This is a genomic window from Roseovarius sp. SK2 (assembly GCF_028807495.1).
Lineage (GTDB): Bacteria > Pseudomonadota > Alphaproteobacteria > Rhodobacterales > Rhodobacteraceae > Roseovarius > Roseovarius confluentis.
The window spans coordinates 265,770-280,930 of sequence record NZ_JARAMK010000003.1 but is presented as its reverse complement, the minus strand read 5'-3'; the positions used below and the strand labels follow the sequence as shown (position 1 = coordinate 280,930).

The 15,161-nt window shown below is 65.7% G+C and carries 14 protein-coding genes and 1 riboswitch; of the genes, 3 read left to right on the top strand and 11 right to left on the bottom strand.

The window, feature by feature from the left end:
- Positions 1-38 precede the first annotated feature (38 nt).
- From PVV74_RS08350 to pdxR, 4 genes are all read right to left on the bottom strand, one after another.
- The gene (locus PVV74_RS08350) at positions 39-1,097 is read right to left on the bottom strand and encodes an acetate/propionate family kinase (protein ID WP_274592869.1); all 1,059 of its coding nucleotides are present in this window, start codon (positions 1,095-1,097) and stop codon (positions 39-41) included.
- On the bottom strand, positions 1,094-2,026 hold the full coding sequence (locus PVV74_RS08345; RefSeq protein WP_274592868.1) for a phosphate acyltransferase: 933 nt from the start codon (positions 2,024-2,026) through the stop codon (positions 1,094-1,096). Before PVV74_RS08345 ends, PVV74_RS08350 begins: the two co-directional genes overlap by 4 nt.
- Positions 2,027-2,108: 82 nt before the next feature.
- A complete protein-coding gene (gene xsc / locus PVV74_RS08340) occupies positions 2,109-3,887 on the bottom strand; it encodes a sulfoacetaldehyde acetyltransferase (protein ID WP_103762767.1) in 1,779 nt (592 codons plus the stop codon).
- 245 nt (positions 3,888-4,132) lie between these two features.
- On the bottom strand, positions 4,133-5,590 hold the full coding sequence (gene pdxR, locus PVV74_RS08335) for a MocR-like pyridoxine biosynthesis transcription factor PdxR (protein WP_103762766.1): 1,458 nt from the start codon (positions 5,588-5,590) through the stop codon (positions 4,133-4,135).
- A 162-nt stretch (positions 5,591-5,752) separates the two neighbouring features.
- On the opposite strand from pdxR, the gene panB reads away from it, so the two are divergent.
- Positions 5,753-6,616, top strand: a complete 864-nt coding sequence (gene panB, locus PVV74_RS08330) for a 3-methyl-2-oxobutanoate hydroxymethyltransferase (protein WP_274592867.1) — start codon at positions 5,753-5,755, stop codon at positions 6,614-6,616.
- Between the two features lie 84 nt (positions 6,617-6,700).
- Here panB and PVV74_RS08325 read toward each other — a convergent pair whose 3' ends face one another.
- On the bottom strand, positions 6,701-7,396 hold the full coding sequence (locus PVV74_RS08325) for an ArsR/SmtB family transcription factor (protein WP_274592866.1): 696 nt from the start codon (positions 7,394-7,396) through the stop codon (positions 6,701-6,703).
- Between the two features lie 72 nt (positions 7,397-7,468).
- Between PVV74_RS08325 and PVV74_RS08320 the strand changes: the two genes are divergently transcribed.
- Both PVV74_RS08320 and PVV74_RS08315 read left to right on the top strand, forming a co-directional pair.
- Positions 7,469-7,795: an NIPSNAP family protein gene (locus PVV74_RS08320; protein ID WP_274592865.1), complete on the top strand. Its 327-nt coding sequence runs from the start codon at positions 7,469-7,471 to the stop codon at positions 7,793-7,795.
- The gene (locus PVV74_RS08315; protein WP_274592864.1) at positions 7,792-8,139 is read left to right on the top strand and encodes an antibiotic biosynthesis monooxygenase family protein; all 348 of its coding nucleotides are present in this window, start codon (positions 7,792-7,794) and stop codon (positions 8,137-8,139) included. The genes PVV74_RS08320 and PVV74_RS08315 overlap by 4 nt, the downstream gene beginning before the upstream one ends.
- A 103-nt stretch (positions 8,140-8,242) precedes the next feature.
- On the opposite strand, the gene PVV74_RS08310 is transcribed toward PVV74_RS08315, so the two are convergent.
- The 6 genes from PVV74_RS08310 to thiD all read right to left on the bottom strand — a co-directional run bounded on the left by PVV74_RS08310 (position 8,243) and on the right by thiD (position 14,817).
- Positions 8,243-9,334, bottom strand: a complete 1,092-nt coding sequence (locus PVV74_RS08310) for a CaiB/BaiF CoA transferase family protein (protein WP_274592863.1) — start codon at positions 9,332-9,334, stop codon at positions 8,243-8,245.
- On the bottom strand, positions 9,313-10,056 hold the full coding sequence (locus tag PVV74_RS08305; protein WP_274592862.1) for a polysaccharide deacetylase family protein: 744 nt from the start codon (positions 10,054-10,056) through the stop codon (positions 9,313-9,315). The genes PVV74_RS08310 and PVV74_RS08305 overlap by 22 nt, the downstream gene beginning before the upstream one ends.
- Positions 10,053-11,345 carry a nicotinate phosphoribosyltransferase gene (pncB, locus tag PVV74_RS08300; RefSeq protein ID WP_103762759.1) on the bottom strand — a complete coding sequence of 431 codons (1,293 nt, stop codon included), beginning with the start codon at positions 11,343-11,345 and terminating at the stop codon, positions 10,053-10,055. The genes PVV74_RS08305 and pncB overlap by 4 nt, the downstream gene beginning before the upstream one ends.
- Before the next feature lie 45 nt (positions 11,346-11,390).
- Positions 11,391-12,590, bottom strand: coding sequence for an aminotransferase-like domain-containing protein (locus PVV74_RS08295; RefSeq protein WP_274592861.1), 1,200 nt, complete (start codon positions 12,588-12,590; stop codon positions 11,391-11,393).
- A gap of 81 nt (positions 12,591-12,671) precedes the next feature.
- Entirely contained in the window at positions 12,672-13,835 is a 1,164-nt protein-coding gene (locus PVV74_RS08290) for a WD40/YVTN/BNR-like repeat-containing protein (protein ID WP_274592860.1), read from the bottom strand.
- A 157-nt stretch (positions 13,836-13,992) separates the two neighbouring features.
- On the bottom strand, positions 13,993-14,817 hold the full coding sequence (gene thiD / locus PVV74_RS08285; RefSeq protein ID WP_274592859.1) for a bifunctional hydroxymethylpyrimidine kinase/phosphomethylpyrimidine kinase: 825 nt from the start codon (positions 14,815-14,817) through the stop codon (positions 13,993-13,995).
- A 36-nt stretch (positions 14,818-14,853) separates the two neighbouring features.
- Positions 14,854-14,942, bottom strand: a riboswitch (TPP riboswitch).
- Positions 14,943-15,161: the final 219 nt, after the last annotated feature.

Here is a 15,161-nt window from a genome sequence, read left to right as displayed (position 1 = left end):
TCCCAAAGCACTCTGCCGGGAAAGCGGAAATTCTTCGCTCAGCCGGGCAACAGCCCGACGACATCCCGCGCGATCTGCCGCTCCTCGTCGGCTGGCACCACGTGCACCGGGATATCCCCCAGCCAGGTCAGATGCTCCATGATACGGTCGCGTATGGTCTCGGCATTCTCGCCGATCCCCCCTGTAAAGGCCACGGCATCCACGCCATGCATGGCGGCAATCGCCGATCCGGCCTGCCGCGCCGCCCAGTAACAGAAATGCTCCACCGCGAACCGCGCGTCCTCGTCGTCGCGGCTCAGAAGCGTGGCCATGTCGTTCGTCCCCGCCAGCCCCTTCAGCCCGCTTTCCTTGTTCAGAATCGTGCCCGCCTTGTCGATCCCGTGATCCTCGGCCAGCCGCAACACCGCCATCCCGTCGATGCATCCCGTCCGGGTGCCCATCACAAGGCCATCCAGCGGCGAATATCCCATCGAGTTCGCCACTGACTTGCCCTCGACCATCGCGCACAGGCTCGCGCCATTCCCAAGATGCAGTCCCAGCAGACGCCGGGGCAGGTCATCACCGAACTGCGCCACCATCCCGGCATAGGACAGCCCGTGAAACCCATAGCGTCGGATGCCCTTGTCGCGCTCCGCCTGCGGCAATGCATAGGTCACGGCGACCGGCGCGTTGGTCGCGTGAAACGCCGTGTCGAAACTGGCGAATTGCGGCAGGTCCGGCGCCAGCGCCGCCAGCGCCCGCACGCCGGAAAGGTTATGCGGATTGTGCAGCGGCGCCAGCGGCACCACTGCCTCGATCTTGGCGATCACTTCGTCGGTCAGCCGCTCCGGCGCTGTCAAATGCGCCCCGCCATGCACCACACGGTGCCCCGCCGCAATCAGCGACGACACTGGATGCCCCGCGGCCTCCAACTTCTCGAAGACAAGACCCAATGCCGCCGTATGGTCGGCAACCGAAACATCCTGCTTCTCACCCCCAAGGCTCAGCCGCCCCTGCCCGCCGATCTCGGTCACCGATCCCGACAGAACCGACTCCAGCGCAGGCGTGAACAGCTCCACCTTGATCGAGGACGACCCGGCATTCACGACCAGTATCATGCCGCCCCCCCAATCACACCCAACGCCGCCGAAGCGATACGCTCTTCCGCGCCCTGGGCCCGGCTGGTCAGCAGTATCGGCACCTTCGCCCCAAGCACCACGCCGGCACAGCAACAGCCCATGCCGAACGACATCAGCTTGAACAGCGCGTTGCCCGTGGTGATGTTCGGCGTCAGCATGATATCGGCATCGCCCGACACCTCGGATTCGTAGTTCTTCGCCTCTGCCGCCGCTTTCGACAGGATCAGGTCCATCGCCATCGGCCCCTGCACCACCGCACCCGGCAGCGCGCCCTTGGCCCACTCGGCGATCTCGACCGCCTCCATCGTGTTCGGCACTGTCGGGATCGGGTCCTCTGTCGGGGCGAGGATGCCCGCCTTGGGCCGCTCGATCCCCAGTTTGTAGGCCAGCATCACCGCATGGCTCAGGCAGGCCTGCCGCGTCTCCACGTCCGGGTCCACGTTCAGCGCCGCATCGGTCAGCAAGAGTGGCCGCTCCGACTCCGGCATCGTGATGTGAAACACGTGCCCGCAGCGCGTGCCCTTCTCCCGCAGCCCCGCCGCCGACGGCAGCAAGCCTTTCAGGAAGGTCGACGTATGAATCTGCCCCTTCATGATCGCGCCAACCTCGCCGGTCCGCGCCATCTCGGCGGCCACCGGCGCGGCGGTCTCCTTCGGTGCGTGGATGAGCGGCAAGCCCGCGATATCCCACCCGATCTCCGCCGCCGTGGCCTTGATCTTGTCGCTGTCCCCGATCAGCACCGGATCGGCCAGACCGGCCTCAGCTGCCTCCCGGATCCCCTGCAACGGGTTCGGCGCCCCGGCATTCACCAGCGCCACGCGCGGCCGTGGCAAACCTTGCGCCCGCTTCAACAACGAAGGCGGGCACTTGGGCTCACTCGCCGCAAGAAAGGGATATCGGTCTGTCATGTCTTGTCCTGTCACTCTGTCCAGGGCCCTGTTCGGCCCCGCGTGGCACACTATGCCCGCGGGGCCACAGGATTGCGACGTCTCAGACCCGTTGCTCGACCATATCGTCGGCGCTGATCCCGGCCACTTCCACCGGCTTCTTCATGGCGTCCCGGCGGAACGGCTCGCCCAGTTCCTGGTTGATCATCGCCTCGATCAGCGTGGTCGTGCCGTTCTCCATCTGCTCCTTGATCGCGGTGTTCAGCGCATCGGTCAGCTCGTCCATCGTCCGCGCCACGACACCTTTCAATCCACAGGCATTGGCGATCCCGGCATAGCTGACATCGTCATCCAGCTCGGTGCCCACGAAGTTGTCGTCGAACCACAACGTCGAGTTCCGCTTTTCCGCGCCCCACTGGTAGTTGCGGAACACGATCTGCGTGATCCCCGGCCACTCACTCCGGCCAATGGCCGTCAGCTCGTTGACCGCGATGCCGAACGCGCCGTCACCGGCAAAGCCCACCACGGGCACATCCGGACAGCCGATCTTGGCGCCGACAATTGCGGGCAGGCCGTACCCACACGGGCCAAACAGCCCCGGCGCCAGATATTTCCGACCCTCGTCGAAGTCGGGATAGGCGTTGCCAATGGCACAGTTGTTGCCGATATCGCTAGAAATGATCGCATTCCGCGGCAGCGCACCCTGAATGGCCCGCCACGCCATGCGGGGGCTCATCCAGTCCGGCTTGTCCTTGCGCGCGCGCTCGTTCCAGGTGGTGCCGGGATCGTCATCTTCGTGGTCCATGCTGGCCAGTTGCTGCGCCCATTTGCTCTTGGTCTCGGCGATCTTCGCCTTGCGCTCCTCGCGGCCTTCATCGCCCGCGGTCTCGCCCAGGTTCTTCAGGATGCCCTGCGCCACCTTGGCCGCATCACCGACGATCCCCACGCTGACCTTCTTGGTCAGGCCGATCCGGTTGGGGTTGATATCCACCTGGATGATCTTGGCGTTGGCAGGCCAGTATTCCATGCCATAGCCCGGCAGGGTCGAGAACGGGTTCAGCCGCGTCCCAAGGCAAAGCACCACGTCTGCGTCCTTGATCAGCTCCATCCCCGCCTTGCTGCCGTTATAGCCCAGCGGCCCGGCGAACAGCGGGTGCGAGCCGGGGAAGGCGTCGTTGTGCTGATAGCCCACGCAGACCGGCGCGGTCAGCCGCTCGGCCAGTTCCATCGACGCCGCGATCCCGCCCTTCGACAGCACCACGCCCGCACCGTTCAGGATCACCGGGTTCTTGGCCTCGCTCAGCAGCGCGGCCGCTTCAGCCACCGAATTGCTGCCGCCCGGGCTCACCTCGAACTCGATCGCGCTGGGAATCTCGATATCCACCACCTGCGTCCAGAAATCGCGCGGGATGTTGATCTGCGCCGGCCCGCACAGGCGCTTGGCCTGGCTGATCACCCGTGCCAGCACCTCGGCCACACGCGTGGGGTCGCGCACTTCTTCCTGGTAGGCCACCATGTCCTCGAACAGCTTCATCTGCTCGACTTCCTGGAACCCGCCTTGACCGATCGTCTTGTTCGCCGCCTGCGGCGTCACCAGCAGCAGCGGCGTGTGGTTCCAATAGGCGGTCTTCACGGCGGTCACGAAGTTGGTGATGCCCGGCCCGTTCTGCGCGATCATCATGCTCATCTTGCCCGTCGCGCGAGTATAGCCATCGGCCATCATCCCCGCGCTGCCCTCGTGCGCACAGTCCCAGAACGTGATCCCGGCCTTCGGGAACAAGTCCGAGATCGGCATCATCGCCGACCCGATGATCCCGAACGCGTGCTGGATCCCGTGACGTTGCAGCGTTTTTACAAAGGCTTCTTCGGTGGTCATCTTCATGACAGTGCTCCTGAACATTGAAAAAGGGCCGGTCCTCCCCCGGCGCGGTTTGGGGGAAAGCTACCCTTGCAGCCACCCCCATTCTAGGGCCAGTTTCCCGCGCAGACTATAGCCAGAGAATATTTTTATTGAGACTTTTGGTCTCAAAAATGAGAAATCCGGAAACGTGACGCACCCGGAAGAACGTTATTTTCGCCTTTTGAACAAGGCGTTCGATCGATTCCGCACCATGGCCCCAACTGGCCTTACGAGCCCAGCTCATTTGCCAGTATCTCGATACCGTCCGCGATCCGTTCCGAGGGAATCGAGGAATAAGCCAATCGATAGAAGTTGCGCGGTGCCCGCGCGGTCTCGAAGAACGGCCGCCCCGGCTCGATCAGAACGCCCCGGGCCTGCAACCGGCGCGCAAGATCCTCGGTATCCACCCCCTCCGGCGCCCGCATCCAGATCGAGCTTCCGCCGAATACGCCGCGACCTTCCACGCCGAGGCCCTGATCTTCCAGCGCGGTCTCCATCACCTGCCGCCGCTGTGCATAGGCTTTGCCGATCCGCCGGATCAGGCTGTCGTAGTGCCCCAGGCTCAGGAAATAGGCCGTGGTCCGCTGCACATGCCCCGGCGGATGCCGCAGCACGCTCGCCCGCAACGCCCGCGCCTCCCGGATGAACGCCTGCGGGCCGACAAGATACCCCAGCCGCAGACCCGGAAAGATCGACTTGGAAAAGCTCCCCACGTAAATCACCCGCCCATCCGTATCGAGCGATTTCAGCGACGGCAGCGGCGCGCGCAGAAAGCTGATCTCGAATTCGTAATCATCCTCGACGATCAGCGCCTCCATCTCCCGCGCGCGGGCCAACAACGCCTGCCGCCGGTCCAGCGGCATGGTCGCGTTGGTCGGCGCCTGGTGACTGGGCGTGGTGAAAATCACGTCCGCCCGCTCCGGCAAATCCTGTGGCCGCAGCCCGTCGCGGTCCACCGGCACCGGCGCCATGTGACAGCGCGACTGGGTCAGGATATCGCGCAGCGCGTGGTAACACGGCTCCTCCACCGCCGCCGTCCGCCGCTGTGTCAACAGTACCTGTGCCGTCAGCCACAGCGCGTTCTGCGCTCCCATCGTCAGCAGGATCTCCCCCGGCTCCGCCAAAATCCCCCGCCGCGGCAGGGTGTGCCGCGCGATGAACTCGATCAGCTTGGGGTCATCCTGGTCATAGGCATCCGCCGCCAGCGCCTGGAACTCCTTCTGCCCCAGCGCCCGCAGCGCGCAATGGCGCCAGCTTGCGTGATCGAACAGGCTCGGATCGGTCTGCCCGAAGATGAACGGATAAGGATAGCTCGACCAGTCCCGCGGCTTTTCCGGCGTCGCTCCGCCGGTATATCGCCGCCCGATCGCCCGCCCCCAGTCGATCATGTCACCCTTCGCCGCACTGGGCGTAAACGCGGGCGGCTCCGGCGCGTTCTGCGACACGAAATACCCCGAACGGTCCCGGCTCTCCAGATAGTCGTTGGCCTGCAACTCGGTATAGGCCAGCGTCACCGTGATCCGGCTCACGCCCAGGTGCTCGGCCATCTTGCGCGAACTCGGCAGCTTCTCGCCCTTCCGGAATCGCCCCGACAGGATGCCCTGCGCGATCATCTGCTGGATCTGCGCCTGCAACGTCCCTTCCGCCTCGGGCGACAGGAAAAAGCTTTCCACCGATATGGCCATGCGCGTCAGCCTACACTGGCTCCATTGCCGCGGCAATCTGGACCGATCACGATCTCGACAAATTCAACCGTTGCCATTAAATATCCTAATGATATATCAATTGACGACAATTCAGCGCCGCCTGCGACGTGGCGCGTCGATGGCTCAAGGGAGGACGGCCACATGACCGAACGGAAGAAACGGACAATCACCCAGATCAGGGCCTCGAAACATGATGGAACGCGCATGGTCTACACCTCCGTGCCCGATTACACCTCGGCACAATGGGCCGAGGCGGCGGGCGTCGACGTGGTCGTGGTCGGCGACAGCCTTGCCATGATCGCCCACGGCCACGCTTCGACCGTTCCGGCGACGATGGACATGATGGTGATGCACGCCCAGGCCATCCGCCGCGGCGCGCCCAACACCTTCTCGCTCGGCTGCATGCCCTACCAAAGCTATCACACCGTGGACCGCGCCCTGACCAACGCGACCCGCTTCATGCAGGACGGCGGCTGCGACGCCGTGAAACCCCAGGGCGGCCGCAGCCAGGCCGACATTCTCAAGGCACTGGTGGCCGCGGGCATCCCCACGGCCAGCCACATCGGGATGGCCCCACACCGCGTCGCGATGTATGGCGGTTTCCGCGTACAGGGCAAGACACCCAAGGACGCGATGGACATCCTGCAGGACGCGCTGGCCATTCAGGACGCTGGCTGTTTCATGCTCGAATTCGAGGCGGTGCCAGCCGCGATCGCCCGCATCATCTCCGCCGAGCTCGAGATTCCCACAATCGGCATCGGTGCCGGCGCGGGCACCGACGGGCAGATCCTGCTCAGCTATGATCTTCTGGGTGTCTTCACCGACTTCAAACCGAAGTTCACCAAGCGCTACGCGAACCTGACCGAGGTCGCGGTAAAGGGCCTGTCCGACTATGCCGCCGATGTGCGCTCCGGCGCCTTTCCCGATGACGACCACAGCTATCACGTGGATGACAGCGTCACCGACGCGTTCCGTGACATGGTCGAAAAGCGCCGCCAGATCTGACCGGCACATGCCGCGCCCGCACTCCGCCACCGAGGGCGCGGCACCACACAAACCGCGTAGGGTGGGTGAAAACCCACGCGCCCCTCACCCCTGGCGCAGGCCCCCGCCGAACGCCTCCGCAAACGCCGCCGCCCCGTCCGTCGAGAATCGCACCACCCGCGTCCCCTTGACCCGGGTCGCCCAGCCCAACGCCTCCATCCGGCTGAACATCGCCCGCCCAAGTTGCCCCGCCAGGTGCGACCGCCGCTCCGACCAGTCCAGGCACTCACGGCAAAGCGGCGCCCGCGACTTCGGCAAACCGTCCAGGTCAATCCCGAACCCTGTCACGAAACTTCGTCCCGCGTCCGTCAGTTCAAGCGCCTCGCCTTTCTGCCGCAAAGCACCCCGCGCCAGCAACGCGTCATACATCTGCGTGCCCATGTCCCCGGCCAGATGATTGTAACAGACCCGCGCATGCCGCATCTCCGGGTCTCGCGGCCCGGGCCGCGTCCGCAACGCGCCGGTCCCCGCGGCCAGCCCCATCAGCGCCTCCAGCACATGCGCCACCTCGTCACTGGCCAATCGGAAATACTTGTGCCGCCCTTCGCGCCGCAGCGTGATCAGCCCGCCCGCCTCCAGCTTCGACAGGTGCGCCGAGGCTGTCTGCAACGTCACCCCCGCCTCAGCCGCCAGCTCGCTCGCGGTCAACGCCATCCCGCTGATCAGCGCGGTCAGCATATTGGCCCGCGCCGGATCTCCGATCAGCGCGGCCACGCGGGATATGTCCGGGCCATCCTTCATAGTTCGACGCTAACCGAACCATTGCGCCCCGTCCATCCGCTACAAGAGGGGCGACCCCGAAGGAGACCCGTCATGCTCACCTGCATCATCCGCTACCACGTCGACCCCACGAAACACGCCCAGTTCGCGCACTACGCCCGCAACTGGGGCACCGCCATCCCGCGCTGCGGCGCCGACCTCATCGGCTATTTCGCCCCGCACGAAGGCTCCTCGACCCTGTCCTACGGAATCTACAACATCCCCAGCCTGGCCGAATACGAAGCCTATCGCGCCCGCCTCGCCGCCGATCCGCTGGGGCGCGAAAATTACGCCTTCGCGCAATCCGAAAACTTCCTCTTGCGCGAGGACCGCACCTTCCTGAAATGTGTCTCCACACCGCAGCAAGGAGAAACCAAATGATCGCCGTCATCTTCGAGGTCATGCCGCACCCTGACCAGAAAGACGCCTATCTCGACATGGCCGCCAAGATGAAACCGCTTGCGGAAGGCATAGACGGCTTCATCTCGGTCGAACGCTTTCAAAGTCTGGTGAACCCGGAAAAGCTGCTCTCCCTCAGCTTCTGGCGCGACAAGGCCGCTCTGGACGAATGGCGCCGGCTTGAGGCCCACCGCGGCGCCCAGCGCGCAGGCCGCGAGATCATGTTCGACGATTACCGCCTGCGCGTCGTGTCGGTCATACGCGACTACGGCATGTTCGAGCGCGACGAGGCGCCAGACGACAGCAAGCAAGTCCACGGCGGCTGAAACCGCGCTCCCCGTCCCGGGCCTGACCCGGGACCTCCCGCGGCAGGAAATCCCGGATCAAGTTCGGAACATCGCACCATACGAAAACGTATGTCCAACGCCGTCAGATCAGCCCGCGCGCCTTCAGATCCTTCAGCAGCGCCTCGGTATCCTGCCCCCGCGCGGGCACCGGGTTCGGCGCTTGCGCCTTCCCGTCGAACCGGGGCGCCGGGGCCGGTTGGAACCCGCCTTCTGTATTGTGCCAGATCGCGCGCGCGGCGATATGCGGATCCTCCGCCGCCTCCCACGGGCTCAGCACAGGCGCGACACAGGCGTCCGACCCCTCGAACAGGTCGGCCCAATGACCAACCGGCTGCGTCGCGAAAACCGCCGTCAACCGCGCCGTCTGCTCGCGCCACTGCGCCCGATCATACTGCGCCACAAATAGCGGGTCGTCATCCAGCCCGAGAAGGTCCAGAAACATCGCATAGAACTGCGGCTCAAGGCATTGCACCGACAGGTACCGCCCGTCGGCACAAACATATGTCCGCCCCCAGGGCGGCGCGTCCAGCAGGCTCTGCCCCCGCTCCTGCGACAAGTTCCCAGCCCCCGCCATCGCCATGAAAAGCGCCATCATATGCGCCGACCCGTCGGTAATGGCTGCATCCACCACCGTGCCCCGGCCCGTCCGCTGCGCGTTCAACAGACCGCTCAGCACACCGGCCACAAGGTACAGCGCCCCGCCCCCGATATCCCCCACGATCGTCGGCGGCGTCAGCGGCGCATCGCCCGGGGTCGAAGCATAGTAGAGCGCCCCCGCCGTGGCGATATAGTTATAGTCATGCCCCGCCAGATGCGCCCGCGGCCCGCCTTGCCCCCAGCCCGTCATCCGTCCATAAACCAGCGTCGGATTGCTCTCCGCAAACACCTCCGGCCCCAGCCCAAGCCGCTCCATCACCCCCGGCCGCAGCCCTTCGATCAGCGCATCGGCCTCGTTCACCATCGCCTTCGCAACAGCCATGTCGCCGGGATCCTTGAGATCCAGCACCACGGCCCGCTTGCCGCGGTCGAGCATGTTGCGCTCGCCCATCGTCGGATTGGCAGGTCCCGGCCTCTGAACAACCGTCACCTCCGCGCCCAGATCCGCCAGCATCATGGCGGCGAAGGGTGCGGGGCCTAGGCCCTCGAACTCTACTACCTTGATGCCGGCAAGCATTGCGGCGCCTCCTGATCGGCCTGGGCGGCACGGGCGAACCCGCTGAGCGTATGAAAGGCCAGTCCACGGTCGGTGATTGCGTGCAGCAGACGGTCGATTTGCCGGTGCGCGCTGTAGCGGCCCGGACCCGCCTTGCGCGGGCGGATGTCATGACCGTTGAAGATGCCGACGCCGCGATGCGCGACCAGCATGTCGAGCGCGGCGCCGATCTCCCGCCAGCTCCGGCTGCCGGGATTCTGAAAGTCGATCAAGCCGATGCTGCTCACCGCCCCGTCGGGATCGGGCCGCTGGTAGATCCGCTTCGGCACATCTTCGACCGACAGATCGCGCCCGCTGCCGGCGCGGGTGATCTGAAAATAGGGCGCTGTGGCCGCGCGGGTTTGCCGGTTGGAGCCATAGAAAGGGCTGGCATAGCTGGTGGTCGGGAAGCCGAGCGCGCGATGCTCTGCCACGCCACGGGCGATCTCGTTTTCCAGCCAGTGGTCGAGGCCATGCTGGCGCAGGTAGGGCTGCAATTTCTCGTGGTTGCGGCCGTGATAGGCGATTTCGTGACCGTCCTCCTGCAACTGGTGCAGGCCATCGATCTGCGCAGGCGTGGCGGCATGCATCCAGCAGACGCAGAAGGTGGCTCGGGCGTCATGCGCCTGAAAGATCGGTCCCGCGGCGAGCCAATTCTCGACATAGAGGTCGTCGAAAGTGAGGCAGACACCGGGCGTGATCACACCACCACCTCGATCTCCTCCTGGTCCCCCACCCCGAACACCCGCTTGTAGCGGTCGATCTGGCCCTCCGGCCCCATGGCCTTGCGGGGGTTGTCCGACAGCTTGACGGTCGGGCGGCCGTTGGCGGCCACCGCCTTGCAGACGAGCGAGAAGGGGGCGAGGGCGTCGCCGGGGGTAAGGCCGCGAAAGTCGTTGGTCAGCAGCGTGCCCCAGCCGAAGGAGACGCGGGCGCGGCCCGCAAATTGCTTGTGCAGCGACAGGATCTTCTCCTCGTCCAGCCCGTCGGAAAAGATGATCAGCTTCTGCGTCGGGTCCTCGCCACGGTCCTTCCACCACTGGATGGCGGTCTCTGCGCCGCGGGCGGGGTCGCCGCTGTCAACGCGGATGCCCGTCCACCCCGCCAGCCAGTCGGGCGCCTTGGCCAGAAACCCTTCGGTACCGTATGTATCGGGCAGGATAATCCGCAGGTTGCCGTCGTGTTCGTCGTGCCAGTCGGACAGGACCTCGTAGGGGGCGCGGGCCAATTCCTCGTCATTCTCGGCCAGCGCGGCATAAACCATCGGCATTTCGTGCGCGTTGGTGCCGATCGCCTCGAGGTCGCGGTTCTTGGCGATCAGGCAGTTGGAGGTGCCGACGAAATTGTCCCCCAGCCGTTCGGTCATCGCCTGCACGCACCAATCCTGCCATAGGAAAGAATGCCGCCGCCGCGTGCCGAAATCGGCGATACGCAGGCCGGGCGTGTCGCGCAGCACTTCGGTCTTTTCCCACAGGCGGGTCATGGCGCGGGCGTAAAGCACCTGAAGCTCGAACCGGGCCATGTCGTGCAGCACCGCGCGCGACCGCAGTTCCATCAGCACCGCCAGCGCCGGGATTTCCCACAGCATGACCTGCGGCCAGGTACCCTCGAACGTAAGTTCGTACTGCCCATCGCGTTTTTCCAGGTGATAGGGCGGCAGACGCAGCTTCTCGAACCAGTCCATGAATTCGGGCGTGAACATCTGCCGCTTGCCATAGAACGTGTTGCCGCGCATCCACGTCGACTCCCCCCGCGACAGCGACAGCGAGCGGATGTGGTCCAGTTGCTCGCGCAGCTCGCCCTCGTCCACCAGTTCAGCCAGCCGGATATCCTTGCTGCGGTTGATCAACGAGAAGGTAACGGAGGTGTGCGGACGGTTGCGGAACACCGACTGGCACATCAGCAGCTTGTAGAAATCGGTGTCGATCAGCGAACGGACGATCGGATCGATCTTCCATTTATGGTTCCAGACACGGGTTGCAATGTCGACCATGGCGGCCTCCGGGTAGTCAATTTGCCGCCCGTTAGAGCAAAAGGGTCAGGTTTCCGCAAGCGCGGCGCGGGTCGCCGTGGCCAGCCGCTCGATCCCGGTCACCAGCTTGTCCTCGGTATTGTAGGTAAAGTTGATGCGGATCGAACTGTGGTCACGTCCTTCGGGATCGAACACCGACGAGGGCGAGATGCACACCCCATGGTCCAGCCCCATCTCCATCAGCCGGTTGGTATCCAGCGCGGGGTCTTTCGCCGTGGCCCACACGAACATGCCCCCCGTGGGCTGTTCCCACGTGAACAGCTCGGGCAGGTGTTCGTCCATCGCAGCACACAGCGCATCACGCCGCTTGCGGTAAAGGTCGAGGATATTGGGCAGCATGTCATCGGCCAGCCCGGTGGCGAAGGCGTCATGGGTGATCTGCTGGCACAGGCCGCTTGTGCACATGTCGGCGCTCTGTTTGGCGGCCTTCAGCACCTCGATCATCTCGGGCGCCGCGATGATCCAGCCGATCCGCAGCCCCGGCGCCAGCTCCTTGGATACCGTGCCAAGATAAATCACCGGCCCGTCATAAGGCGCCCCGGCCCGCTCGGCAGACAGCGTCAGCATCCGCGGCATCGGCGCGTCGTCATAATAAAGCGTGCCGTAAGGGTCGTCCTCGATCAGCCAGGTGCCGGTCTCGTGCGCGGCATCCACCAGCCGCCGGCGCGTCGCCGCATTCACCAGCTTGCCCGTAGGGTTCGAGAAATTCGGCACGGTATAGGCAAACTGCGCACCGGTCATGGCCGCCACCGGGTCAAGGTCATTCGCCTCCAGCCGCATCGGGCGATAGACCGGCTGGCGCGGCCGCCAGTTGTCCAGCGCCCCGAGGTAGGCGGGCGTCTGCGAGGCGACGGTGCTGCCCTCCTCCAGCAACACCGTACCCAGCAGGTTCAGGGCCTGCGCCCCGCCCGCGGTGATCAGCACGTTGTCGCGCGTCAGCGTCAGGTCCCCTTCCGAATACCGCGCCGCAATCAGGTCGCGCAGCTTGGGCAGTCCCGCGACCGGGGCATAGGCCAGCGTTTCGTCCGCATGATCGGCCACGGCGGACGTCGCCAGCTTCGTCATGTCCTCGACCGGCCAGATCTCGGTGCCCGGCAGACCACCGCCAAGGTTGACCAGCCCCGGGATGCGCCCGGCGGCCAGGAAAGTGGCGGTCACGTCGTTGGTGTCGTCAAGCCATTTGGCAAAGGCGGGGCGCTGGGGCATCGGCTGTCTCCCGAAGTCGTGCAAGGGGTCGGGGCGTGCATAAAGGAAAATGAACGTCTGTTCAATTCCCGTCCTGCGCGCTCAGTCGGCAGGCGCAAACGCCTCGACCGACAGGATGGTGGGCATGTGCCGCGCAATCTCGCGCCAGCTGTCGCCCTCGTCAAGGCTGGCAAAGACAGACCCCGAATTGGTCCCGAAATACAGCCCCGGGGCATCCAGCGTGTCCCCCGCCATGGCCTGCCGCAGCACGGTGAAGAAACAGTTCTCCTGCGGCAACCCCTCGCGCAGCGCCGCCCACGTCTCGCCCCCGTCGCGCGACCGCCAGACCGCGCAGGCCGCATCGGGCGGATACCGTCCCGCCATGTCGCCATTCAGCGGCAGCGTCCAGATCGTGCGCGGGTCGCGCGGATGCACCCGGATCGGAAAGCCGAAGGTCGAGGGCAGGCCCGGCGTGATATCGTCCCACGACCGCCCGCCATCAGACGACCGCCAGACGCCGTGATGGTTCTGCTGATAGAGCAGGTCCGCATCGCCCGGCGCGCGCATGATGTTATGCACGCAATGCCCGGTCTCTCCGCCGCTCGGGGCGGCGGGATGGTCATGCGCGCCGCAGGCCTCGGCATTGGACAGCCGGTTGCGCCGCTCCCAACTCGCCCCGCCATCCTCGCTGGCAAAGACCCCGGCGGCGGAAATCCCGATCCACTGCTTTTGAGGCGCGCCGGGGTCGAACACGATCGTGTGCAGGACAAGCCCCGCGGCCCCGGGGTTCCAGTCCTTCGCCGATGGATGCTCGGTCAGTGCATCGACCCGGCACCATGTCCGACCGTGATCCGCGCTCTTCAGCAGGGTCGCGGGCTTCGTCCCGGCATAGAGCACCCCGTGCGCGAACCCCAGCGACCAGACCTGTTCAAAGGCGTCATCGAACGGCAGCGGCGCGTCGGTCCAGCCGATCATCTCGGCAAAGCCCGGATCGTTCGCCGCCCAGTCGTCCATCTGCCCCCGCGTCAGACGCTCCAGCGTCCAGGACCGGCCCCGATCCTCGGACCGCCACACGCCCGCCCCGTAAAACGCACCGCCACCCCCGGCCCAGATCGTGCCGGTGTCGGCATCGCCCGCCATGTGGTTGATGCACCAGCCGTCGCAATGCGGGCCGGTGACGTCCCAACTGTCGCGGCCCGCGTCTGCGGACAGGATAAAGGCACCCTTTGTGGTGCCGACAAGAAGGCTGACACTGGGGGAAGACATGGCACGGGGCTCCGCTTGGTTTGGCAGAGCCTACCACGTCCCGCCGCGATTCCCGAGAGCGGGAACCGGCCGATCCCGATCCGTCAAAGACGGTCTTGTTCCCATCGGGCAAGAGGCCCCGGATCAGGTCCGGGGCAGGAAGCGGCCGATACGAAGGTCACGCCCATAACCCGGCGAAATGATGCGTCGGTCCATGCCCGGACCCGACATCCAGCGCCCCGGCCCCGGCAATCGCCCGCGCGACATAGGCCTTGGCCTCGGCCACCGCCTCGGGCAGAGGTTCTGCCCTCCCGATCCGGGCCGCCAGCGCAGCCGACAGGGTGCATCCCGTACCGTGGGTGTTCCGCGTCGCCACCCGCGCGCCCTCGAACCAATGCACACCGTCCGCATCGGCCAACACGTCCGGGCTGTCCTCGCCCACCAGGTGCCCACCCTTCAGCAGCACCGCGCCACAGCCCAGCGCCCGCAGCGCCTGCACCTGTTCTGCCATCGCTTCCCGCGTCGCCGCCTCGGCGCAGCCCAGCAACGCCGCCGCCTCCGGCAGGTTCGGCGTGATCACCGCCGCCTTCGGCACCAGCGCCTCGCGCAGCGCCACCACCGCGTCCTCGGCCAGGAGCGATGCGCCTCCCTTCGCCACCATCACCGGGTCCAGCACCACCGGCACGTCCGGCAAGGCGTCCGCCACCGCCCGGGCGATCTCTGCCGTGGCGATCATCCCGATCTTCACCGCGTCGATCCGCACGTCCTCGGCTACCACCCGGATCTGGTCGGCCACGAAGTCCGGCGGCACCAGATGCACGCCCTGCACGCCTTGGGTGTTCTGCGCCGTCAACGCCGTCAGCGCGGCCATGCCATAGGCCCCGTTCGCCGAGATCGCCTTGAGATCGGCCTGCACGCCCGCACCGCCCGACGGGTCCGAGCCCGCGACCGACAGGATGTTGGCGATCCGGCCCTTGGCTGTGTTCCTTGTGTCGGGGGTCATCCGGCTCCTTTCGCGGCGTCGAAAGGCTGGGTCCGACCGGCTCCGGTCGCGCCTTCCTCCGCCAGCATGATCTGGGTCAGGTTCAAAGGGTGCATCTCAGCCCGAAGGCGCCCCTGGCTTGTGCCGAACGATAGGCGCAGTGGCCCGCCTGTCAACCGCAACCGCGCCGGCGCAACGCACGCTCCGTTGATCCGGCCACCTGCAAAAAACCGCACCGTCGCAATACCACTTGAATACCGACGTGATACCGACGTTCGGATTCGCCTTCTCGGGTCCCGTTAACCTTTCGATTCGCTTCAGGGGGTTGGAAGCCTTCGCCACAGGGGCTATCTTGCTCTCTTGCA